18 protein-coding genes, 4 tRNA genes and 1 other RNA gene are annotated in these 21,960 nt (G+C 58.9%); 4 read left to right on the forward strand and 19 right to left on the reverse strand.

Annotated elements, in window-relative coordinates:
* The first annotated feature begins 8 nt into the window (after positions 1-8).
* The 4 genes from hemC to hemY are packed head-to-tail and all read left to right on the forward strand — an operon-like array spanning position 9 to position 4,034.
* Positions 9-950 (forward strand): hydroxymethylbilane synthase, encoded by a 942-nt coding sequence (hemC, locus tag ACJ8HB_RS14510; RefSeq protein ID WP_004934233.1) that lies wholly within the window; start codon positions 9-11, stop codon positions 948-950.
* Complete coding sequence (hemD, locus tag ACJ8HB_RS14515; protein ID WP_049195197.1) at positions 947-1,687, forward strand: uroporphyrinogen-III synthase; 741 nt, start codon at positions 947-949, stop codon at positions 1,685-1,687. Before hemC ends, hemD begins: the two co-directional genes overlap by 4 nt.
* A gap of 22 nt (positions 1,688-1,709) precedes the next feature.
* Complete coding sequence (gene hemX, locus ACJ8HB_RS14520; protein WP_060424195.1) at positions 1,710-2,834, forward strand: uroporphyrinogen-III C-methyltransferase; 1,125 nt, start codon at positions 1,710-1,712, stop codon at positions 2,832-2,834.
* A 3-nt stretch (positions 2,835-2,837) separates the two neighbouring features.
* Entirely contained in the window at positions 2,838-4,034 is a 1,197-nt protein-coding gene (gene hemY, locus ACJ8HB_RS14525) for a protoheme IX biogenesis protein HemY (protein ID WP_033649634.1), read from the forward strand.
* 726 nt (positions 4,035-4,760) lie between these two features.
* Here the strand turns inward: hemY and ACJ8HB_RS14530 are convergent.
* From ACJ8HB_RS14530 to rho, 19 genes are all read right to left on the reverse strand, one after another.
* Positions 4,761-4,889, reverse strand: a non-coding RNA gene (locus ACJ8HB_RS14530) — RtT sRNA.
* A 32-nt stretch (positions 4,890-4,921) separates the two neighbouring features.
* Positions 4,922-4,998, reverse strand: a tRNA-Pro gene (locus ACJ8HB_RS14535).
* A 74-nt stretch (positions 4,999-5,072) separates the two neighbouring features.
* Positions 5,073-5,159, reverse strand: a tRNA-Leu gene (locus tag ACJ8HB_RS14540).
* Positions 5,160-5,200: 41 nt separating this feature from the next.
* Positions 5,201-5,276, reverse strand: a tRNA-His gene (locus tag ACJ8HB_RS14545).
* A gap of 59 nt (positions 5,277-5,335) precedes the next feature.
* A tRNA-Arg gene (locus tag ACJ8HB_RS14550) sits at positions 5,336-5,412 on the reverse strand.
* Positions 5,413-5,547: 135 nt separating this feature from the next.
* The gene (thrP, locus tag ACJ8HB_RS14555) at positions 5,548-6,951 is read right to left on the reverse strand and encodes a bifunctional threonine/serine APC transporter ThrP (protein WP_094860106.1); all 1,404 of its coding nucleotides are present in this window, start codon (positions 6,949-6,951) and stop codon (positions 5,548-5,550) included.
* A 365-nt stretch (positions 6,952-7,316) separates the two neighbouring features.
* Complete coding sequence (gene wecG / locus ACJ8HB_RS14560) at positions 7,317-8,057, reverse strand: lipopolysaccharide N-acetylmannosaminouronosyltransferase (RefSeq protein ID WP_033636645.1); 741 nt, start codon at positions 8,055-8,057, stop codon at positions 7,317-7,319.
* A 14-nt stretch (positions 8,058-8,071) separates the two neighbouring features.
* A complete protein-coding gene (gene wzyE, locus ACJ8HB_RS14565; RefSeq protein WP_094860107.1) occupies positions 8,072-9,439 on the reverse strand; it encodes an ECA oligosaccharide polymerase in 1,368 nt (455 codons plus the stop codon).
* A complete protein-coding gene (locus ACJ8HB_RS14570; protein WP_033636643.1) occupies positions 9,436-10,521 on the reverse strand; it encodes a TDP-N-acetylfucosamine:lipid II N-acetylfucosaminyltransferase in 1,086 nt (361 codons plus the stop codon). Before ACJ8HB_RS14570 ends, wzyE begins: the two co-directional genes overlap by 4 nt.
* On the reverse strand, positions 10,518-11,768 hold the full coding sequence (gene wzxE / locus ACJ8HB_RS14575) for a lipid III flippase WzxE (protein WP_094860108.1): 1,251 nt from the start codon (positions 11,766-11,768) through the stop codon (positions 10,518-10,520). The genes ACJ8HB_RS14570 and wzxE overlap by 4 nt, the downstream gene beginning before the upstream one ends.
* Position 11,769: 1 nt before the next feature.
* On the reverse strand, positions 11,770-12,900 hold the full coding sequence (gene rffA, locus ACJ8HB_RS14580; protein ID WP_033636640.1) for a dTDP-4-amino-4,6-dideoxygalactose transaminase: 1,131 nt from the start codon (positions 12,898-12,900) through the stop codon (positions 11,770-11,772).
* Positions 12,887-13,618 (reverse strand): dTDP-4-amino-4,6-dideoxy-D-galactose acyltransferase, encoded by a 732-nt coding sequence (gene rffC, locus ACJ8HB_RS14585; protein ID WP_094860109.1) that lies wholly within the window; start codon positions 13,616-13,618, stop codon positions 12,887-12,889. The genes rffA and rffC overlap by 14 nt, the downstream gene beginning before the upstream one ends.
* On the reverse strand, positions 13,596-14,477 hold the full coding sequence (gene rfbA / locus ACJ8HB_RS14590) for a glucose-1-phosphate thymidylyltransferase RfbA (protein WP_047569833.1): 882 nt from the start codon (positions 14,475-14,477) through the stop codon (positions 13,596-13,598). Before rfbA ends, rffC begins: the two co-directional genes overlap by 23 nt.
* Positions 14,478-14,526: 49 nt before the next feature.
* A complete protein-coding gene (gene rffG, locus ACJ8HB_RS14595) occupies positions 14,527-15,600 on the reverse strand; it encodes a dTDP-glucose 4,6-dehydratase (RefSeq protein ID WP_170943493.1) in 1,074 nt (357 codons plus the stop codon).
* On the reverse strand, positions 15,591-16,853 hold the full coding sequence (wecC, locus tag ACJ8HB_RS14600; RefSeq protein WP_047569835.1) for a UDP-N-acetyl-D-mannosamine dehydrogenase: 1,263 nt from the start codon (positions 16,851-16,853) through the stop codon (positions 15,591-15,593). The genes rffG and wecC overlap by 10 nt, the downstream gene beginning before the upstream one ends.
* Positions 16,850-17,980 (reverse strand): non-hydrolyzing UDP-N-acetylglucosamine 2-epimerase, encoded by a 1,131-nt coding sequence (gene wecB / locus ACJ8HB_RS14605; protein ID WP_041037227.1) that lies wholly within the window; start codon positions 17,978-17,980, stop codon positions 16,850-16,852. The genes wecC and wecB overlap by 4 nt, the downstream gene beginning before the upstream one ends.
* Positions 17,981-18,066: 86 nt before the next feature.
* A complete protein-coding gene (gene wzzE / locus ACJ8HB_RS14610) occupies positions 18,067-19,119 on the reverse strand; it encodes an ECA polysaccharide chain length modulation protein (protein WP_047569837.1) in 1,053 nt (350 codons plus the stop codon).
* Between the two features lie 20 nt (positions 19,120-19,139).
* Positions 19,140-20,237 carry a UDP-N-acetylglucosamine--undecaprenyl-phosphate N-acetylglucosaminephosphotransferase gene (gene wecA / locus ACJ8HB_RS14615; protein WP_049233749.1) on the reverse strand — a complete coding sequence of 366 codons (1,098 nt, stop codon included), beginning with the start codon at positions 20,235-20,237 and terminating at the stop codon, positions 19,140-19,142.
* A 296-nt stretch (positions 20,238-20,533) separates the two neighbouring features.
* Complete coding sequence (gene rho / locus ACJ8HB_RS14620; RefSeq protein WP_004934188.1) at positions 20,534-21,793, reverse strand: transcription termination factor Rho; 1,260 nt, start codon at positions 21,791-21,793, stop codon at positions 20,534-20,536.
* Positions 21,794-21,960: the final 167 nt, after the last annotated feature.

The raw sequence follows: 21,960 nt of genomic DNA on the forward strand, positions 1-21,960 counted from the left end.
TAACAAGCATGTTAGACAAAATTATTCGAATTGCCACCCGACAAAGCCCGCTTGCACTCTGGCAAGCACATTATGTGCAGCAACGTCTGATGGCCTGCCATCCCGGCCTGCAGGTCGAGTTGGTGCCGATGGTGACGCGCGGCGACGTTATTCTGGATACGCCGCTGGCGAAAGTCGGCGGTAAAGGCCTGTTTGTTAAAGAACTCGAGCTGGCGCTGCTGGAAGGCCGCGCCGACATCGCCGTGCATTCGATGAAAGACGTGCCGGTCGATTTCCCCGCCGGCCTGGGTTTGACCACCATTTGCGAACGCGAAGATCCGCGCGACGCTTTTGTTTCCAACCGTTTCGCCTCGCTCGATCAACTGCCGCAGGGCAGCGTGGTCGGTACTTCCAGCCTGCGCCGCCAGTGCCAGCTGCGTGAACGCCGCCCGGATCTGATCGTGCGCGACCTGCGCGGCAACGTCGGCACTCGCCTGGCCAAGTTGGACAACGGCGACTATGACGCAATTATTCTGGCGGTGGCCGGCCTGAAACGCCTGGGGCTGGAGCAACGCATCCGCAGCCCGCTGAGCGCCGAAGAGTGCCTGCCGGCGGTCGGCCAGGGTGCGGTCGGTATTGAATGCCGTCTCGACGACAGCGTCACCCGCGCGCTGCTGGCGCCGCTGAACCATGCGGCCACCGAAACCCGCGTGCGCGCCGAACGGGCGATGAACACCCGTCTGGAAGGCGGCTGCCAGGTGCCGATCGGCAGCTATGCCGAACTGGATGGCGACAGCCTGTGGCTGCGCGCCCTGGTCGGCGCGCCGGACGGCAGCCAGATGGTGCGCGGCGAGCGCCGCGGCCCGGCCGCCGAGGCCGAACGGATGGGCGTTGAGCTGGCGGAAGAGCTGCTGGCGCGCGGCGCGCGCGAGATCCTGCGCGAAGTTTATCAGGGAAATCCGCCGGCATGACGATCCTGGTAACCCGCCCATCGCCTTCGGGAGAGCGGTTAGTGAGCCGGCTGCGCGCACTCGGCCGGGTTGCCTATCATGCACCGCTGATCGACTTCGCCCCCGGCGGCGATCTGCCGCAGCTGCCGCAGGCGTTGCAGCAGTTGAACGCCGGCGATCTGGTATTCGTGCTGTCGCAGCATTCGGTGAACTATGCCGATTCGGTGATTGGCCGCGCCGGGCTGAGCTGGCCCGCGCACCTGACTTATTACGCCATCGGCCGCACCACCGGGCTGGCGCTGCACCGCATCAGCAGTTTGCCGGTGGAATACCCGCGCGAACGCGAGATCAGCGAAACGCTGCTGCTGCTGCCGGCGCTGCAAAAGCTGGCGGGCAAACGCGCGCTGATTTTGCGCGGCAACGGCGGCCGCGAGTTGCTGGGCACGACGCTGAGCGAGCGCGGCGCCGACGTCAGCTATTATGAATGCTATCAACGCAGCCCGGTACACTACGACGGCAGCGAGCAGAGCGCCCACTGGCAGCGCGCCGGTGTGGATACGCTGGTGGTGACCAGCGGTGAAATGTTACAACAGCTCTATACTTTAGTTCCTGATTACTATCGTTCTTCATGGCTGCTGCGTTGCCGCCTGGTAGTAGTGAGCGAACGCCTGGCTACCCTCGCCCGGGATTTGGGCTGGCGTACGATTCGGGTAGCTGACAACGCCGATAATGACGCGCTGATCCGCGCGCTACAATAATCTGACTATGGGATGTGCCACTATGACGGAACAAAATACCCCATCCGCCCCGGTTGAAGAGCCAACCACCGCGGTTGAGAGCTCCCAGCAGCCAGCCGCTGCCAGCCGCAAAGGCAAGAACACCGGCCCGGTGCTCGGCGCGATCGCTATCGTGCTGGTCATCGCCCTCGGTGCGGGCGGCTATTACCACACGCACCAGCAGGCGCAACAGCTGATCGCCGCCAATCAGGCGCTGCAGCAGCAGCTTGAAGGCGTGAAGCAGAGCCAGCAGCAGGAAAGAAATGCGCTGGAAGGCCTGTTGCAGCAGCAGGGTAAATCCCTGGACGCCGCCGATCGCGAGCAGGCTAACCTCGCGCGCCAACTGAGCGAGCTGCAGGAAAAAGTGGCGACCATCTCCGGCAGCGACGCCAAAACCTGGCTGCTGGCGCAGGCCGATTTCCTGGTGAAAATGGCCGGCCGCAAGCTGTGGAGCGATCAGGACGTGACCAGCGCCGCCGCGCTGCTGAAAAGCGCCGACGCCAGCCTGGCGGACATGAACGATCCTAGCCTGCTCGACGTGCGCCGCGCCATTACCGAAGACATCGGCACGCTTGCTACGCTGACCCAGGTCGATTACGACGGCATCATCCTCAAGGTCAATCAGCTGTCCAATCAGGTGGATAACCTGCGCTTGGCGGACAACGACACCGACGAAGCGCCGATGGATCAAAACAGCAGCGAGCTCTCCGGTTCGCTCGCCGAGTGGCGGCAGAACCTGGCCAAGAGCTGGCGCAATTTCATGGCCGACTTCATTACCATCCGCCGCCGCGACGCCAGCGCCGAACCGCTGCTGGCGCCGAACCAGGACATCTACCTGCGCGAAAACATCCGTTCGCGCCTGCTGGTGGCCGCACAGGCCATCCCGCGCCACCAGAACGAGACCTACAAGCAATCGCTGGAAACCGTCTCCACCTGGGTGCGCGCCTATTTCGACACCACCGATCCGGCGACCAAGGCCTTCCTGGAAGAGCTGGACAGCCTGAGCCAACAGTCGATCTCGATGGACGTGCCGGATCAGCTTAAAAGCCAGCCGCTGCTGGAAAAAGTGATGCAGACCCGGGTGCGCAACCTGATGACCCAGTCCCCTGCCGCTCACCAGGAGGGTTAAGCCATGTTACGCGTGCTATTTCTGTTCCTGGTGGTGATCGCCAGCGTGGTGCTCGGGCCGATGTTGGCCGGGCATCAGGGCTATGTGCTGATCCAGACCGACAACTACAATATCGAAACCAGCGTCACCGGCCTGGCGATCATGCTGGTGCTGCTGTTCGTGGTGCTGCTGGCGATCGAGTGGATCCTGCGCCGTCTCTTCCGCACCGGCGCCCGCACGCGCGGTTGGTTTATCGGCCGCAAGCGTACTCGCGCGCGCCAGCAAACCAAAGCCGCGCTGATCAAGCTGGCGGAAGGCGACTACAAGCAGGTCGAGAAGCTGATGACGCGCAACGCCGATCACGCCGAACAGCCGGTGGTGAACTACCTGCTGGCCGCCGAGGCCGCACAGCAACGCGGCGATGACTTCCGCACCAACCAATATCTGGAGCGCGCTGCCGAAGCGGCCGACACCGATCAGCTGCCGGTGGATATCACCCGGGTTCGCATCCAGCTGGCACAGGGCGAGAACCACGCCGCGCGCCACGGCGTCGATCGCCTGCTGAACCAGGCGCCGCGTCATCCGGAAGTATTGCGCCTGGCGGAACAAGCCTATCTGCGCACCGGCGCCTATGCGTCGCTGCTGGAAGTGCTGCCGTCGATGCGTAAAATCGAACTCCACAGCGAAGAGCAACTGCAGGCATTGCAGCAGCAGGCTTATATCGGGCTGATGAATCAGGCGATGGCGGACGAAGGCAGCGAAGGCCTGAAGCGCTGGTGGAAAGATCAGAGCCGCAAGACGCGTCACGAAGTGCCGCTGCAAATCGCGATGGTGGAACACCTGATCGAATGCAACGACCACGAACTGGCGCAGGAGATCGTGCTCGACAGCCTGAAGCGCCAATACGACGAGCGCCTGGTGCTGCTGCTGCCGCGGCTGAAGTCCGGCAACCCCGAGCAGTTGGAGAAAGCGCTGCGCCAGCAGATGAAGCAGCACGGCGCGACGCCGCTGCTGAACAGCACGCTGGGGCAGCTGCTGATGAAACACGGCGAGTGGCAGCAAGCGGCCGACGTCTTCCGCGAAGCGCTGAAACAGCGCCCGGATGCCTACGACTACGCCTGGTTGGCCGATACGCTGGAAAAACTGCATCGTTCGGATGAAGCGGCGCAGATGCGGCGCGAAGGACTGATGTTGACGCTGAAACAGAACGGCGGCGAATAGCGCCCTGCACGATTGAAGAACAGCGCGGCTCTTGATGCCGCGCTTTTTTTTGCCAGTTAACATCCTGAGGCGCAAAAAAAAACACTTGCCGCAGGGCAAGTGTATAAAGAAGCAATCAGGTCTAGGACAACAGGGGCGGTGCCTCACTCAACGTTTTGCCCTGAGCGTGATGACGGGTTAGTCATCGTTCTCGTGGGCGATAGGCACCCTAAATCGGCTCTGCGTCATTCCCAGGGTTTATGAGGCCTAAGGCGAACATAAGAGGTGGAATGAGCATCTACGCTATAGATATTGCACTTGGCGTGCCAACTTTAAGGTTGAGGCCATTCCCAATATAAAATAGGTCTCAATGCATTGAAATATATTAATTTTTAATTTAACCCTGTCTTTCCTGTTATATGCCACTCTCTGGCATTCCATGCCAGCAGCCGTAATAAGAATGTCGCCTCAAAACGACGACTTAAGCCAAAGCCCATTTTATCTTTTTAAATCAATCAATTATTTGTCTCAACCTGACGACAGCGCTGGATGGCGCTGTCGCTAAAAACCAACACGCTTGCCGACAGAGACAAAGTGCCCATCCTTAGATACGCAAAAAGCCCGCGCACTGCTGCACGGGCCTACCTTCGTCTCGCTTCGCGAGGCTCGAACCTCCTGCGGAGGTACTCATCCTCATAAACTACAGACGAAAAAAAACCTGCTTTAAAAAAGCAGGTTTTTCGAATGTGGTCGGCGAGAGAGGATTACGCGCATCTTTGATGCGCGCCCTGCGGGCCGTTGCTAAAGCAACGTTGTCTCGCTTCGCGAGGCTCGAACCTCCTGCGGAGGTGCTCATCCTCATAAACTGCAGGCGTAAAAAAACCGACTTACGTCGGTTTTTTCGAATGTGGTCGGCGAGAGAGGATTCGAACCTCCGACCCACTGGTCCCAAACCAGTTGCGCTACCAAGCTGCGCTACTCGCCGATTTGTATTGCTCATACTACCCGATTTATCAGACCATTGTCCATATAAATCTTATATTTATCAGATATTTTGCGTGGTGCGAAGAGAGGGACTTGAACCCTCACGTCCGTAAGAACACTAACACCTGAAGCTAGCGCGTCTACCAATTCCGCCACCTTCGCACTGTCACAAAATACTGCTAAATCGTCACTTCGTCAGGAAGTGGGGTGGCTAATGGGACTCGAACCCACGACAACTGGAATCACAATCCAGGGCTCTACCAACTGAGCTATAGCCACCATTACTACTTCTTACTCACGCGGTAATATACCACCGCAGCTCCTGCGCACAAACTTAATGGCGCGCCCGACAGGATTCGAACCTGAGACCTCTGCCTCCGGAGGGCAGCGCTCTATCCAGCTGAGCTACGGGCGCGTAGCGCCGTTGCGGGAGGGGATACTACGGATTTACGCCAATCCTGTCTAGTGCTTTTTCGCAGAAATGTTGCGTTTGATTACGCTTTGCTCACTCCCGCGCACAAAAGCGCACTCCGTAGCCCCTTTTCGCCGTTTATTGGCGCGTTTCTACCCGATTTTCAACCGGATGATGTTTCTTGTGCATGCCGAAAGCGAAGTAGCACAGGCTGACGCCGGCTAAGAAAATCGCCCCGACCAGCAGGGAAACGCGCGTATCCGGGTTGATTCCCATGCCGACCAGCACGCAAACCAGAAAAGCGATGGTCAGATAGTTCACATACGGGAACATGATCGACTTAAAGCTGTGGTTTTTGATCGCTTCCTTATGGGCGCGGCGGAAATAGAGTTGGCTTATCAGCACCACGAACCACGGCACCATGCCCGGCAGCACGCTCGCGCTGTAGACATAAACGAACACCTGCTCCGGATTCGGGATGATGTAGTTCAGCGCGGAGCCCACCAACAGGCAGCCGATGGTGACGGCGATGCAGTTCACCGGCACACCGCTGGCGGAAAGCTTGGTGAGCGCCGCCGGCAGTTGGCGGTTCTTGGCCAGGGCGTACAGCATGCGGCCGCCGCTGTACATGCCGCTGTTGCAGCCGGAGAGCGCGGCGGTCAACACCACGAAGTTGATGATGCCGGCGGCAGCAACGATGCCGATCTTGGCGAAGGTCAGCACGAACGGGCTGCCGGTGGTGCCGATGCCGTTCCACGGGAAGATGGTGACAATGACGAAGATCGCACCGACATAGAAGATCAGGATGCGCCACAGGATATTGTTGATCGCGCGTTTCAGCGTCACCTGCGGGTTCTTGGCTTCCCCGGCGGTGATGCCCACCAGTTCAACCCCCTGATAGGACGCCACCACGATGCACAGCGCAAACAGGAAGCCTTTCCAGCCGCCGGCAAAGAAACCGCCGTGCGCCGTCAAATTGGCGAAACCGATAGGTTCACCGCCGTTGCCGAAGCCGAAGAAGATCACCCCCAGCCCCACCAGAATCATCACGATGATGGTGGTGACCTTGATCATGGCAAACCAGAACTCCAGCTCACCGTACAGGCGCACCGCCGCCAGGTTGGCCAACGCGACCATCGCTACGGCGATCAGCGCCGGCACCCACTGCGGTATTTCCGGGAACCAGAACTGCACATACACCCCGATGGCGGTGATTTCAGAAATGCCGACGGCAATCCACATAAACCAGTAGCCCCAGGCGGTCAGATAACCGAAGTAGGGATTCATGTACTTATGCGCGTAAACGGCAAACGACCCGGCGACCGGCTCGAGGAACAACATTTCCCCCATCGAACGCATAATGAAGAACACGAACAGCCCGGCGATAATGTAAGCCAGCAGCACCGACGGCCCCGCCCATTTCAGCGTACTGGCCGAGCCCATAAACAGGCCGACACCGATGGTGCCCCCCAGAGCGATAAGCTCGATATGCCGGGCCTCAAGGCCCCGGTGTAGCCCTTGCGGTTTCTCTTTGTGTGCCATAAATCCTCAATAATTTTTCTCGGGTCGTGTTTGCCTGCCGGCCGCTGCCGGTCGTTATTGTCATTATTAAAAGAATAAATCATCCCCTGCCGATCGGATTGGCATCAACGGGTAGTCGGAGCGAAGTGACCGTGAGAAGGACATCGTTCAGCGCTGTCGCATCAAGCTTCAGCGGCCAGGGATAATTTCCGGGCGGTATCGTTTCGCATTTCGCCGCTATAAGCAAACCGCAATTTAAAACTTTATGGAATAAATGCGACGACGTTTAGGGCCGAGGGTTATAGATATGCGGGAGAAACGCGCAAAAGCAGATTATTGGTACAGCAGACCGGAGCGGAACAGCACTTTCCGCCCCGGATGAGGGGTTACATCTTGCCGCTGTAGTAGTAGCCGACAAACTTCAACAGCTTCAACTGCCGGCCGATGCGGCTGGGTTGGCTGAGCAGGCGGTAGAGCCATTCCAGACCGAGGTTCTGCCACACCTTGGGCGCACGCTTCACATGGCCGGTAAAGACGTCGTAGGTGCCGCCCACGCCCATATACAGCGCCTGCGGATGCACCTTGCGGCAGTCGCGCATCAGAATCTCCTGCTTCGGCGATCCCATCGCCACCGTCACGATCGCGGCGCCGCTGGCACGAATACGCTCGAACAGCGCCTCGCGCTGATCCGGTTTGAAGTAGCCGTCCTGGCTGCCCACCAGGTTGACATTCCACTGGCTGCGCAGCTTTTGCTCGGTTTCCGCCAAAACCTCCGGCTTGCCGCCGACCAGGAAGACCGGCGTGCCTTCACGGCCGGCGCGTTGCATCAAGGCTTCCCACAGATCGGCGCCCGCAACGCGCGAAACGTCCGCCGCCGGGTATTTGCGGCGAATCGAGCGCACCATGCTGATGCCGTCTGCGTACTTGTACTCCGCCTCATCCAGCAACGCATGCAGCGCCTGGTCCTCTTCCGCCTTCAGGATCTTTTCCGCGTTCATGGCCACCAGCGTGCCCTGTTTTACCCGGCCGCCGTCGAACAAAAAGTCCATGCAGTGCGCCATATCGCGAAAGCCCCACAGGCTGAAACCGCGCAGCTCATACTGCGGCACCGAAATCTTTGCTTCCATCGTTCTCATTACCCTTACAAAAGACCGTTGACCCGAGGCGGCGACGCCAGCGCGCGGGTGCGCGTCACTCTGGCCTTGATCAGCCCGGCGGTATCGAACAGCCAATACAGCAACTTCGCCAGCACCAGACAGGCGCCGAAAATAATGCAGAAGAACACCACGCGCGACACGAATGAATCCACCCCTTCCCGCGCCAACACGATCATGTTGAACACCGCGCCGAAGCAGAACCCCTGCAGAATGGCCGCCTTATAGCGGTTCGGCTCGGTTTTGCCCAGCTCATACAGCCAGTCGAACCACTTGATGATCATGCCCACCAGAATCGCGCCGAACGGGATAAACAGCGCGCCGCCCATCACCACCAGCGAACCGATCAGCGTCGGCGAAATCGCCAGCCCGGAGTGGTTGTTCAGCACTTCCCAGGTGAAGTAGTTGGCCGAGTTCAGCACCACGTCCGGCCGGCCGGGCCAGAGCCAGGTAGGGATAAAGACGTAGAAATCACGCAAGATCGGCGCCAGGCCCTGGAAATCGATCTTGTCGTAATTTTGCAACAGCAGCGCCAGGTTTTCCCACGGCGAGAAGGTATCGCGGGTCAGGTAGAGGAAGGTATAAAACGCCTCCGCGCCGCTGACGTCCAGGCTGTAGCGCTTCAACGCCAGCCAGAACATGCCGACCACGCCGAATATGCCCGCCGCCGCCAGCATCCACAGCGTGATCCAGCCGCGTACGATGCCGATAAACAGGAACAGCGCGAAGGCGATGATGATGTTGGCGCGGGTGCCGCCGACGATCACGTAGGTCAGAATGCCGAACGCCACCGTCGCCACCAGGAACAAGAACCAGGCGCGCAGATCCTGCCGCAGAAAATAGACCACCAGCATCGCCGGAATGAAGAAGTAAAAGAACCGCTTGAGCGCCACGCCGGACACGTCGCTGGAGAAAATCTGGCTGTAGGAATTGAGCTTGAACAGCAGGAAGCCGTTCTGCATGAAGAAGATCCCAACGGTACCGATCGCCACCAGCGCCAGCAGCACCCAGGTCATATGGGTTTCCACCCGGTTCATGGTAAACAGCGCAGCGCGCGGCTGCGTGCGGCGCTTGCGCAGCCGGGTCTTGTAGGTAACGTAATAGATGGCGTAAAACGCCGTCGCCGACAGCAGGGCGTACAGCAGAAACTCCACCGGCACCACCTCGACGTCAAACTGGAACACCAGCAGGCAGGTCAAAGGAAAACCGAAATAAAACGTCAGCAAATACAGCAGCGAGAAGAAGACGTTGAAGTTAAAGCGCACGCGCCGAAACTCCTGATAGGTCAGCGTCAGGATAAACGTCAGGCTGACCAGATAGACGACGAACAGGCCGCCGAATTGCGCCAACGTCATGAGTGCTCTCCCGCCGCCAACGCCAGGGCTTGCTGCCAACCGTCGACATAGTTCGGATTGAAGAAGGCGATCGCCTGTTTATCCACCGCCGCCAGCTGACGCTGCGCTTCACGCACCACCGCCTCGTCCAGCGAATCGCCGTAGAACAGCACCGGCAGATGCTGTTCCGCCAAATCCTGCCAGAACGGGTTTTGCCGGCTGAGCACGAAAGGCACGCCGAACTGAATCAGCAGGCACAAGGTGCCAATCCCCTGCTGGCGATTGAAAATGAAATAGCCGAGATCGCAGGCGCGCAGAATATTGAGGTAGTCCTCAAACGCCACCTGCTGCGTGAGCAGCTGCAGGTTTTTCTCGCCGAACAGCGGCAACCCGGCGGCGCGCACCTGCTCGATGTAGGCGTCGTTATTGGCCGGATAGCCCATCGGCAGGATCACGCGCACGTCGGCGCCGAACTGCTGATGAATCGCCTGCAGCGCTTCGATATGCCGATTGCTGCGATCGCCGGAGTTACCCACCAGAATCGTCATCGGCCCGGCCAGGTTTTTCTCGACGTGAACGTCGGTCAGCGCCGGATCCATGCGGGTCGGGAAGTACAGCAGCGAGGCCGGCACCCGCGCATGGCGCTGCTGGTAGTGGATCACGTCGCCGCGGGTAGCAAACACGTTCCCCACCCGCCCCTGCGCAATGCGGCGCAGCAAATAGAACAGCCGGAATTTCCAGCTGGTGGCGTCTTCATACAGATCGGCGCCCCAAATATGCCAACTGACCTGACGCGCCTTGATCTTGCCGCTCAGCAGCGCCAACCACAGCCCCGGATTGAACTGGCCGTGCAGGAAGAAGCGCGCATCGCGATCGGCCTGAGCGCGCGCGATGACCGCCGCCGCCAGGCTTTTCTTGTCCGCATAGGGCGCAATATTCAGGGCGGGGAAATCTCCCAGTGCCGCCACATCCTTGGCCGCCACCATAAAATGCCGCGTCTGCTCAGCCGGCAAACGCGGCGCCAGCACGTCGTTGAAGAAGCGCAGCACCGTCTGGTTATGATGCGGGATATCGGATCCCAGAACGTGAATCAGTGTGGTCATACTCGTCTACGATAGATAAGAAATACGCAGCTACAGAGCGCGAAATACACGATGTAGGTTGCCATATAGGCCTGAGCCGCCCCCAGCGCGCCGTGCAGCGGGATCAGCCAGTGCGAGAACAGCGTCAGCAGCAGAAACTGGCTGACTTCCGTCAGGATATAGAAGCGCAGCGACGCTTTGGCGATCACCAGATAGCCGAACACATAAGCCCCGACTTTCAGCACGTCGCCCACCAGCTGCCAGGCAAACAGATCGCGCATGGCGACGAATTTGTCCGAAAACAGCAGCCAGATGGCGAAATCACGCAGCAGCCACACCGTAAAGCTCGCCGCCGCTACCGCCGGCAGCACGAATTTCAACGAGCGCACGATCTCCCGCGAGATGGCGCCCTTGTCCGTCAGCCGCGACAGCGTCGGCAGCAGATAGACGGTAAACGAGGCGGTGATGAACTGCAGATAGGCATCGGAAATGCTGCTGACGCCCTGCCAGATCCCCACTTCATCCCAACCGTAATGCGCGGCCAACAGGTTACGCATCATCACATAGGCCACCGGCAGCGTCACCGAAGTGATCAGCGCCATGACGGTGAACTTGCTGAGGTTGCCGGCCACGAGTTTGTCCCAGCGCGGCGCCAGGTAGCGCAACGGCAGCGTTTTGCGCCGCCACAGCATCAGCCCGGCCGGCAGCACCACCAACGCCGGCACCAGCGCCAGCCCCGCCAGCGCGCCTTCATAACCGCCCAGCTTGAAGCACAGGTAATAAGCCACCACGCCGATCAGGCTGCCGCCGATCACCGCCAGCGCATTGCCCATCGCGTCGCGATAGCCTTTCAGCACCGCCATAAACAGGTTGGCGTAGGCGATGCCCATCTGAATGAAAGCGACGGCGCGCACCACATCGACGTAATCGGCATGCCCGAACAGCCCGATGCTAATCGGTTCGGCGGCGAACAGAAACACCAGCGCCAGCAAGGTCGAAAAGCCCAGCACGATGCTCGACCCGGTGCCCACCGCCAGACGCAGACGCTGCGGATCCTGGTGGTACTCCGCCACGTATTTGGTGATACCGTTAAAAATGCCCGCGCCGGACAGCACGCCCAGCACGGTAATCAACTGGCGGAAGTTACCCGCCTGCCCCACCCCGCTGGGGCCAAACGCCACCGCCAGCAGTTTCACCACCAACAGCCCCACGCCGATTTTGATCAGCGTGGAGCCGGCGGTCCATATCGATGCTTTTGCCAACGACATATCAGGCAAAGAAACTCAGGATGGTATTGATTACCGTACGCTGATTGACATCAGACATATTGTAGAACAGCGGCAAGCGCACCAGGCGCGCGCTTTCCTGCGTGGTGTAACGATCTTCGCCGGCAAAGCGGCCAAAGCGTTCGCCGGCCGGGCAATCATGCAGCGGGATATAGTGGAACACCGCCATGATTTCGGCTTCCTTCAGGTAGTCGATAAAGGCCGTGCGCTCTTCGATATCGCGCAACTTGATATAGAACATGTGCGCGTTATGCACGCAGTCGGCCGGGATTACCGGCAGTTCGATGCGGCCTGACCGGGCCAACGGCAGGAAGCTGTCGTAGTACTTCTGCCACAGAGCCAAACGGCGCTGGTTGATGCGCTCCGCCACTTCCAGCTGGCCCCACAGGTAGGCGGCCTGCAGGTCGGACATCAGATAGCTGGAACCGATGTCGCGCCAGGTATATTTGTCTACCTGGCCACGGAAGAACTGGCTGCGGTTGGTGCCTTTTTCGCGGATGACTTCCGCCCGATCGATCAGAGCCGGATCGTTCACCAGCGTCGCGCCGCCTTCGCCGCCGGCGGTGTAGTTTTTGGTTTCATGGAAGCTGAAGCAGCCGATATGGCCAATGGTGCCCAATGCCTTGCCTTTGTAGGTCGACATCACGCCCTGCGCGGCGTCTTCCACCACGAACAGGTTATATTTCTTCGCCAGCGCCATGATGGTATCCATCTCGCAGGCCACGCCGGCATAGTGCACCGGCACAATCGCGCGGGTTTTATCGGTGATCGCCGCTTCGATTTTGGTTTCGTCGATGTTCATGGTGTCTGGACGCAGGTCGACGAACACCACTTTGGCGCCACGCAGCACAAAGGCGTTGGCGGTGGAAACGAAGGTAAAGCTTGGCATGATCACTTCGTCACCCGGCTGGATATCCAGCAGAATGGCGGCCATTTCCAACGACGCGGTGCAGGAAGGCGTCAACAACACTTTCGCGCTGCCGAAACGCTGTTCCATCCACTGCTGGCAGCGGCGGGTGAAACCGCCGTCGCCGCACAATTTGCCGCTGCCCATGGCAGCCTGCATATATTCCAGTTCAGTGCCAACAACCGGTGGAGCGTTAAATGGAATCATGTCTACCTCTGTATAACCAGTACGCGGTGCTTTCAATCACGGCACCCTGTCGTTGATAGAGTCGTAATGCGGCGATATTGCCCACCTGGGTCGCAACCCGCAGGCGCTGCATCCCCTGCTGCCGACATTCGGCGATCGCCGCCGTCATCAGCCTGGCGCCCACGCCCCGGCCGGATGCGCCGGGGAACGCCGCCAACAGGCCAATGCGCATTTCCTGGCCGCCAATGTCACGCAGGCTGACAAAGCCTTCGGGTTGCCCCTGGCTATCCAGCACCAGCAAGCATTGATGATCAAAGGTGCCCAGAACGGCCTTTTCGATCCACAAAGCATAAAACCGGCCGCTGTCATCAGGTTGATACCAGGGCGTGCGAAAGCGGCTGACGGTGAACGCCTGAGCCGCCGCGGTGCGCAATGCCGGGATATCGGCCTCGGTTGCCAGACGGGAGATCTGGGCGGCGGAACCCGGTTCAACCGCTAGATCACTCTCAAGAGCCAGAACCAGATCGACTTCGCCCTCAACCAGGCGAAATCCCAAATCAGCCAGGCCGTCCGCCAACGCGAGGTGCTGCGCGGGAATTTTGGCCTGCACCAGGTTATAAGCCGCCAGATCGGCCTCGGCAAGCGCCGGAGCCGAGGAGGAAAAACCGAGTTTCGCGCTGTCGAGCGCGAAAAACTCGCTTTCCCATGACAAAGGCTCAATAGTGGCGTGGACGCGCATGCAGCAGATCCAGCAAATACTTGCCGTAGCCCGTTTTGGACAATGAAGTGGCGGCGCGTTTCAGTTCCTTATCATCCAGCCAACCGTTACGCCAGGCAATCTCTTCCAGACAGGCGATTTTAAAGCCCTGGCGTTTTTCTACCGTCTGCACAAAGCTGCTGGCTTCCAGCAGGCTGTCGTGAGTCCCGGTGTCCAACCAGGCGAAACCACGTCCCAACAGCTCGACGGTCAGTTCACCGCGCTCCAGATACATCTGGTTGATGCTGGTGATTTCCAACTCGCCGCGCTCGGAAGGTTTCACCTGCTTGGCAAACTCCACCACCTGGCTATCGTAGAAGTACAGGCCGGTCACCGCCCAATCAGATTTCGGTTTCTTCGGTTTTTCTTCGATCGACAGCGCACGGAAGTTGTCGTCAAACTCCACGACGCCAAAGCGCTCAGGATCCATGACCTGATAACCGAACACGGTGGCACCTTCGGTGCGGGCCGCGACGGTTTTTAATTTCGGGCTGAAAGATTGGCCGAAGAAGATATTATCTCCCAACACCAGGCAGCAAGAATCGCCGTTGATAAACTCCTCGCCGATCAGAAACGCCTGCGCCAAACCTTCCGGCTTAGGCTGCGCAGCGTAGCTGAGATTGACGCCGAACTGTTCGCCGTTACCCAGTAAACGCTCGAAGGACGGCAGATCTTCCGGGGTCGAGATGATCAAAATGTCGCGGATCCCCGCCAGCATCAGCACCGACATAGGGTAATAGATCATCGGCTTGTCATAAATCGGCAGCAGTTGCTTTGACACGCCACGAGTAATCGGATGCAGACGCGTACCGGAACCGCCGGCCAGAATAATACCTTTCATACGTACTCCAAAACCCGCCGCGCCGCCGCAAAGCGCGCGCGGCGTTAAATTAATCTGACAACCCCAAACGCTCGCCGGCATAAGAGCCGTCTTGCACCCGGCGCCACCAGGTTTCGTTAGCCAAATACCAGGCTACCGTCTTGCGAATGCCGCTTTCGAACGTTTCCTGCGGCCGCCAGCCCAGCTCACGATCGATTTTGCCGGCGTCGATGGCGTAACGCATATCGTGGCCCGGGCGATCCTTCACGTAAGTGATCAGATCGCGGTAGTTCGCCACGCCCTGCGGCTTGTTCGGTGCCAGTTCTTCCAGCAGATCGCAAATGGTCTGCACCACTTCGATATTCTTGCGCTCGTTATGGCCGCCGATATTGTAAGTTTCGCCTACCACGCCTTCGGTCACGACCTGATAGAGCGCGCGCGCGTGATCCTCGACATACAGCCAGTCGCGCACCTGTGCGCCGTTGCCGTATACCGGCAGCGATTTGCCGGCCACCGCATTCAGGATCACCAACGGGATCAGCTTCTCCGGGAAGTGATAAGGGCCGTAGTTGTTCGAGCAGTTGGTCACGAGGGTCGGCAAACCGTAGGTGCGCAACCAGGCGCGCACCAGATGATCGCTCGACGCCTTGGAGGCGGAATACGGACTGCTCGGCGCATACGGCGTGGTTTCGGTGAACAGATCGTCGGTGCCGTGCAGGTCGCCGTACACTTCGTCGGTGGAGATATGATGGAAACGGAAAGCCTGCTTCTTCTCCGCTGCCAACGGCTGCCAGTAATGGCGCGCCGCTTCCAGCATGGTGTAAGTGCCCACCACGTTGGTCTCGATAAAGGCCGCCGGGCCGTCGATAGAGCGATCGACGTGGCTTTCCGCCGCCAGGTGCATCACCACGTCCGGCTGATACTGGGCAAATACCCGATCCAGTTCGGCACGATCGCAGATGTCGACCTGCTCGAAAGCATAGCGCTCGCTCTCGGCCACCACCGCCAGCGACTCGAGGTTACCGGCATAGGTCAGCTTATCCACCACCACCACGCTATCGCCGGTGGCCTCGATGATGTGCCGCACGACTGCGGAGCCAATGAAACCGGCACCACCGGTCACTAAAATACGTTTCAACGCCATACTCCTTTGGTATCAACAACCCATGTTTGTTTTACATCTTCCGGCCGGATGGCCTTGAACTGCTGGTGATCGACCAACATCACGATCACATCAGCCTGCTGCAACGCTTCCGCGATTGGCGTCAACGTCACATGGCCAGCCAGCGACTTCGGCAACTGTTCGACGTTCGGTTCCACCGCCAGCGTTTCGCCGACGTGCCATTCGGCGATCAGGTGCGCCACTTCTACCGCCGGGCTTTCACGCAAATCATCGATATTCGGTTTGAAGGCCAGGCCGAAGCAGGCAATTTTCACCTCGGACGCGCGCTTGTCGGTGGCGGCCAGACAATCGGCCACCGCCGCTTTCACCCGGTCGACCACCCACAGCGGTTTGCCGTCGTTCACCAGGCGTGCGGTGTGGATCAGGCGCGCCTGCTGCGGATTCTGCGCCACGATAAACCACGGATCGACGGCAATGCAGTGACCGCCGACGCCCGGCCCCGGCTGCAGAATATTCACCCGCGGATGGCGGTTCGCCAGGCGGATCAGTTCCCAGACGTTGATCCCCTGCTCGGCGCAGATCAGCGACAGTTCGTTGGCAAAGGCGATATTCACGTCGCGGAAGCTGTTTTCCGTCAGCTTGCACATCTCGGCGGTGCGCGAGTTGGTGATCACGCATTCGCCCTCGAGGAAAATCTTGTACAGCGCGCTGGCACGTTCCGAGCACTTCGGCGTCATGCCGCCGATCACGCGGTCGTTTTGAATCAGCTCCACCATCACCTGCCCCGGCAACACGCGCTCCGGGCAGTAGGCGATATTCACGTCCGCCGCTTCGCCCGCGTGCTGCGGGAAGCTGAGATCGCTGCGCGCCTGCGCCAGCCAGTCCGCCATTTGTTCGGTGGCCCCCACCGGCGAGGTGGACTCCAGGATCACCAGATCGCCTTTTTTCAGCACCGGCGCCAGCGATTTCGCCGCCGCTTCGACATAGGCCAGATCCGGCTCGTGATCGCCCTTGAACGGCGTAGGCACCGCGATCAGGAACGCATCGGCCGCCAGCGGTTTGGTCACCGCCCGCAGGAAACCGCCGTCGACGGCGTCCTTGACCACTTTGTCCAGATCCGGTTCGACGATGTGGATCGCGCCGCGGTTAATGGTATCTACCGCATGTTGGTTAACATCTACACCCACCACTTTTTTCTTGCGGGAAGCGAACGCCGCCGCCGTTGGCAAGCCGATATAACCCAGGCCGATAACCGAAATAGTGTCAAAACTCATAGTGTCACCTGATGATTCTTTAAAGCTTCGAGGATACGCTGACAGGCATGTCCGTCACCGTATGGGTTATGCGCCCGACTCATCGCGTGATATTCGCTTTCGTCCGTCAACAGCCGGGTCACCGCTTCAACAATTTTGGCCACATCGGTGCCGACCAGACGCACCGTGCCCGCATCTATCGCTTCCGGGCGTTCGGTGGTGTCGCGCATCACCAGCACCGGTTTACCTAACGATGGCGCCTCTTCCTGAATGCCACCGGAATCGGTCAGGATCATGTAAGCCTGGGTCATCAAATAGACAAACGGCAGATAATCCTGCGGCTCGATCAGCATGACGTTGTCGATGCCTTTCAAAATGCGATTCACCGGCTCACTGACGTTCGGATTGAGATGCACCGGATACACCACCTGTACTTCCGGGTGATTGCGGGCGATCTCCGCCAGCGCGCTGCAAATTCGCTCAAAGCCGCCGCCAAAGCTTTCGCGGCGATGACCGGTGACCAGGATCAGTTTCTTGTCGGCGTCGAGGAACGGATAACGCTGTGCCAGGCCAGCCCGCAGCGCGGCATCGCTCATCACGCGGTCACGCACCCAGAACAGCGCGTCGATCACCGTATTGCCGGTCACGAAAATACGGTTGTCCGGCAGCAGCTCGCGCAACAGATTTTGGCGCGAGTTCTCGGTTGGCGCGAAATGGTACATCGCCAGGTGGCCGGTCAGTTTGCGGTTGGCCTCTTCCGGCCAGGGAGAATACAGATTGCCGGTGCGCAGCCCGGCCTCGACATGCCCGACGGGGATGCGTTGATAGAACGCCGCCAGGCTGGTCGCCAGCGTGGTGGTGGTATCGCCGTGCACCAGCACTACGTCCGGTTTGAAGTCTTCCAGTACCCCTTTCAGCCCTTCCAGGATGCGGCAGGTGATTTCCGTTAGCCCCTGGCCGGGTTTCATGATGTTCAGGTCGTAATTCGGCGTGATCTCAAACAACCGCAATACCTGATCCAACATCTCACGATGCTGCGCCGTTACGCAGACTCTTGCGTCAAAAGCCTCATCCTGGGCCAGTGCATGTACCAGCGGCGCCATTTTGATGGCTTCAGGTCTGGTGCCGAAAACAGTCAACACTTTCACAGCGACTCTCTTTTGGTCGGTTAATCGCAGGCCCCGCCTGCGAATCGGGCGCTCACGCGCCCTGCATCAGATTATTATATTATTTTTTAACTACGCGGCCGACGCGCCAAGGCAACGCCCGCGCCAACCAAAGCGCCCATCGCGCCCCACAGAATCAGCCAGAATACCCGGCGCGGGCTGTCGCGTTTTACCGGCTCTTCCGGCGTGCGCAAATAACGATAGGTCTGGAACTTCTCATCCAACGTCGGGCCAACGTTCAGCGTCGCCAGCATCGCACGGTTCTGATCGTAATCCAGGTCATAGGTCGGGCCGGAGGCCTGCAGACCTTCCAGACGCGCCTGCAGCATTGGCCGGCCCAGCAGGAACAGATCCGAATCCGGCAGTTGCTCGGCCGGGGTGTCGGTCTGCGCGCGGCTGATCCCCTGGCTTTCGGCGATTTTCAGCGCCTGCTGCGTGGTGTTCAGCTCGCGCTTGTAAACCGAATCCGCCACCGCTTCCTGCCGCTTGACCTGCGCCTTCATTGAGGTAGTGCGAGCGGCCCACGCCCCCTGGATCTCTTCGTTCAGGTGCAGGGCAGCGCGGTGGCTGGCGAAGGCCACGTATTGACGCAGCAGGCGGTTGGCGTCCGCGGCAGTTTCCGCCGTCAGCTTCACGCCGTCGTTCGGCACTTTCTTGTCGTCGCGCGGCGTGAACAGGATGTTGTTGATCAGCTCGTCGAGCAGCGCCGCATCCGCGCGGGCATCCCCTTCCTGACGTTGCTTGTAGTAATCGCTCTGCAGCCAGAAATCGCGACGCGTATCGTAAGCCGCCAGCTGCATGATGAACTCATTGTAGGCTTCGTCCGCGATGCTCGGCTGATCGCCGGCCGTCGCCGGCAGCGTGCGCACATCCAGATTGCGCAGGAACTGCTGCTGGGAGTAGTAACCGCCCAGCGCATTCACCGTGGGTTTGTCGGTGATTGCGGTCGCGCTCCATTCTTGCTTTACCAGATAAGAGACGATCAGCGCGACCGCCGCGAACAGCACCGCAATGCCGATAATCCACGGTTTGCCGCGCCACAGGGTGCAGCACAGGCCGCGGATATCGAGTTCGTTATCCACCGCCGGGGTATGCTTGTCAGACGTTGTTTCTGGATTCATCACAGCCAAAAAGCCTCTGGTTAAGATACTTGCTTGTTATCGCTCGAACGCCGCAGGCGACGCTTGATACGCTTAATGTACCGCGCAACCCGCCAGGCGCGCTTGATGCAGTAACCGTACAGGAAGAAAGCAAGCAAGAATAATGCCAACATAACCCACTCTGGGATAAAAGTCAGGCGTTCGCCGATCACGCCAACCGCCGCCAGCAATGCGGCCGCCAGGGTAATCAACACAAAAGCCTGCCGCGGCGTAAAGCCGGCTCGCATGATCAGGTGGTGAATATGTTGACGATCGGGAGAGAAGGGGCTCATCCCCTTGCGTAAACGACGATACATGATTGCTATCATGTCCATCAGCGGAATAGCGATGATCCACAGTGCGGTCACCGGATTAATCGAGTGTGCCTTGCCCTGCGAGCTTTGCAGCAGCAGCCAAATGGCGGTAAAGCCGATCAGGGTACTGCCGGCGTCCCCCATGAACACCTTATAACGGCGGCCGAGAATGCCGAGGTTGAGCAAAATATAGGGAACGATGGTGGCGATCATCGCAAAGCACCAGAACGCCATCTCATGGTGGCCGCTCAGGTACAGCAACAGACCCAGCGCGCCGAAGGAGACGCACGACAGCCCACCCAGCAGGCCATCAATGCCGTCGACCATGTTGAAGGCGTTGATCGCCGCCCATACCGCAAACAGCGTCACCAGATAGCCGAACGGCCCCAGCAACATCTCCCAGTCGCCCAGTACATGGCCGAAGCTGCGCAGATACAGACCGGCGAACACCATCATGGCGATGCCGACCAACGCCTGCACCAGGGCGCGGATTTTAACGCTGATGTCGAAACGATCGTCGAGCGCGCCCACAAACACCAGAATGCCGGCGCAGGTCAGATAAAGCTTGGCGTGCGCGATAGGTTGTTCGGAAATCCAAAACGCGAAGCACAATCCGGCATAAACGGAAATACCGCCGACCAGTGGAATCAGCCCCTGATGGCGTTTGCGATAATTGGGTTTATCTACCAGACCAATACGTTTTGCCGCCTTGCGGGCAACAAAGAGAAAAGCCAAAGAAAACAGGAAAACAAATAGAATTTCAGTACTCATAGTGAGTAAGTTCACAGTTAACAGATCTCTGTAGAAGATAAGGCAGCTTACCACGGGCAATAGCTTGTGCCATCGACCCCCGCCACCTTTCGGTCATTTCCTATGACAACGGTGATTCATGCCTATTTTCTTCGCATCGGCTGACAAAACGACAGCAGCAAAGCCGACCGGCGCAGAGCCGACCGACAAACAAGATGAATTCTCAATAAGTCGAGGAAACAACTTACTTTTCCATTACTGCTACTTATCGTATCCGCCAAAAGCGAAAAACGCCACGACTAGGCGTGGCGTTCAGCGAATTTTTTAACGAATTATGAGCGTTTCATCATATCGAAGAATTCATCGTTGGTTTTAGTCATCGCCAACTTATTAATGAGGAACTCCATCGCATCAATCTCACCCATCGGGTGAATGATTTTGCGCAGGATCCACATTTTTTGCAGCTCTTCGGAAGTGGTGAGCAGCTCTTCTTTACGGGTACCGGAGCGGTTGTAATCGATCGCAGGGAATACGCGTTTCTCGGCGATTTTACGCGCCAGGTGCAATTCCATGTTGCCGGTACCTTTGAATTCTTCGTAGATCACTTCGTCCATCTTCGAACCGGTATCAACCAGCGCGGTCGCGATGATGGTCAGGCTGCCGCCCTCTTCCACGTTACGTGCCGCACCGAAGAAACGCTTCGGACGATGCAGGGCGTTGGCGTCCACACCACCGGTCAGCACCTTGCCGGAAGCCGGTACCACGGTGTTGTAGGCACGCGCCAGACGGGTGATGGAGTCGAGCAGAATGATCACGTCTTTCTTGTGCTCAACCAGGCGCTTGGCCTTCTCGATCACCATTTCGGCCACTTGCACGTGGCGCGAAGCCGGCTCGTCGAAGGTCGATGCGATCACTTCGCCTTTCACCAGACGCTGCATCTCGGTCACTTCTTCCGGACGTTCGTCGATCAGCAGCACCATCAGCACGCAGTCTGGGTGGTTGTAGGCGATGCTCTGCGCAATGTTCTGCAGCAGCATGGTTTTACCGGCTTTCGGCGGCGCCACGATCAGGCCACGCTGGCCACGGCCAATCGGTGCCGCCAGATCCAGTACGCGCGCCGTCAGGTCTTCGGTCGAGCCGTTGCCGCGCTCCATCCGCAGACGGGAATTGGCGTGCAGCGGCGTCAGGTTCTCGAACAGGATCTTGCTGCGGGCGTTTTCCGGCTTGTCGTAGTTGACTTCGTTGACTTTCAACAGGGCAAAATAGCGCTCGCCTTCTTTTGGCGGGCGAATCTTACCGGAAATGGTGTCACCTGTGCGGAGGTTGAAGCGGCGGATTTGGCTAGGGGATACGTAGATGTCGTCGGGACCGGCGAGGTAGGAACTGTCTCCAGAGCGGAGGAAACCGAATCCATCCTGCAATATCTCGAGCACGCCGTCGCCGAAGATATCTTCTCCGCTTTTCGCATGTTGCTTCAGAATGGAGAAGATAATGTCCTGCTTGCGCATGCGGGCAAGGTTTTCCAGCCCCATATTTTCGCCGAGAGTAATCAGCTCAGAAACCGGCGTATTCTTTAATTCGGTAAGATTCATAGTGGTGGGTTCTTAAACTCGGGGTATGTCTCGAACTTGTATCGTGAATGGTATGGCAGCGAGATGCGTGCCTGTTTACTGGACGTTCGATCACCGGGCGCAGAGCCGTCGCGGTAAGAAATGGCTTACATCGGGCGCACGCATTGACGGTTGAAGATCGAAGGTAC

The sequence above is a fragment of the Serratia sp. CY27727 genome, from assembly GCF_052169275.1.
GTDB classification, from domain to species: domain Bacteria; phylum Pseudomonadota; class Gammaproteobacteria; order Enterobacterales; family Enterobacteriaceae; genus Serratia; species Serratia sarumanii.

Excerpts from the sequence above, each read along its gene's own strand:
- hemC (WP_004934233.1), top strand. The coding sequence starts at position 9 with ATGTTAGACAAAATTATTCGAATTGCCACCCGACAAAGCCCGCTTGCA.
- hemD (WP_049195197.1), top strand. The coding sequence starts at position 947 with ATGACGATCCTGGTAACCCGCCCATCGCCTTCGGGAGAGCGGTTAGTG.
- hemX (WP_060424195.1), top strand. The coding sequence starts at position 1,710 with ATGACGGAACAAAATACCCCATCCGCCCCGGTTGAAGAGCCAACCACC.
- hemY (WP_033649634.1), top strand. The coding sequence starts at position 2,838 with ATGTTACGCGTGCTATTTCTGTTCCTGGTGGTGATCGCCAGCGTGGTG.
- thrP (WP_094860106.1), bottom strand. The coding sequence starts at position 6,951 with ATGGCACACAAAGAGAAACCGCAAGGGCTACACCGGGGCCTTGAGGCC.
- wecG (WP_033636645.1), bottom strand. The coding sequence starts at position 8,057 with ATGGAAGCAAAGATTTCGGTGCCGCAGTATGAGCTGCGCGGTTTCAGC.
- wzyE (WP_094860107.1), bottom strand. The coding sequence starts at position 9,439 with ATGACGTTGGCGCAATTCGGCGGCCTGTTCGTCGTCTATCTGGTCAGC.
- ACJ8HB_RS14570 (WP_033636643.1), bottom strand. The coding sequence starts at position 10,521 with ATGACCACACTGATTCACGTTCTGGGATCCGATATCCCGCATCATAAC.
- wzxE (WP_094860108.1), bottom strand. The coding sequence starts at position 11,768 with ATGTCGTTGGCAAAAGCATCGATATGGACCGCCGGCTCCACGCTGATC.
- rffA (WP_033636640.1), bottom strand. The coding sequence starts at position 12,900 with ATGATTCCATTTAACGCTCCACCGGTTGTTGGCACTGAACTGGAATAT.
- rffC (WP_094860109.1), bottom strand. The coding sequence starts at position 13,618 with ATGCGCGTCCACGCCACTATTGAGCCTTTGTCATGGGAAAGCGAGTTT.
- rfbA (WP_047569833.1), bottom strand. The coding sequence starts at position 14,477 with ATGAAAGGTATTATTCTGGCCGGCGGTTCCGGTACGCGTCTGCATCCG.
- rffG (WP_170943493.1), bottom strand. The coding sequence starts at position 15,600 with ATGGCGTTGAAACGTATTTTAGTGACCGGTGGTGCCGGTTTCATTGGC.
- wecC (WP_047569835.1), bottom strand. The coding sequence starts at position 16,853 with ATGAGTTTTGACACTATTTCGGTTATCGGCCTGGGTTATATCGGCTTG.
- wzzE (WP_047569837.1), bottom strand. The coding sequence starts at position 19,119 with ATGAATCCAGAAACAACGTCTGACAAGCATACCCCGGCGGTGGATAAC.
- rho (WP_004934188.1), bottom strand. The coding sequence starts at position 21,793 with ATGAATCTTACCGAATTAAAGAATACGCCGGTTTCTGAGCTGATTACT.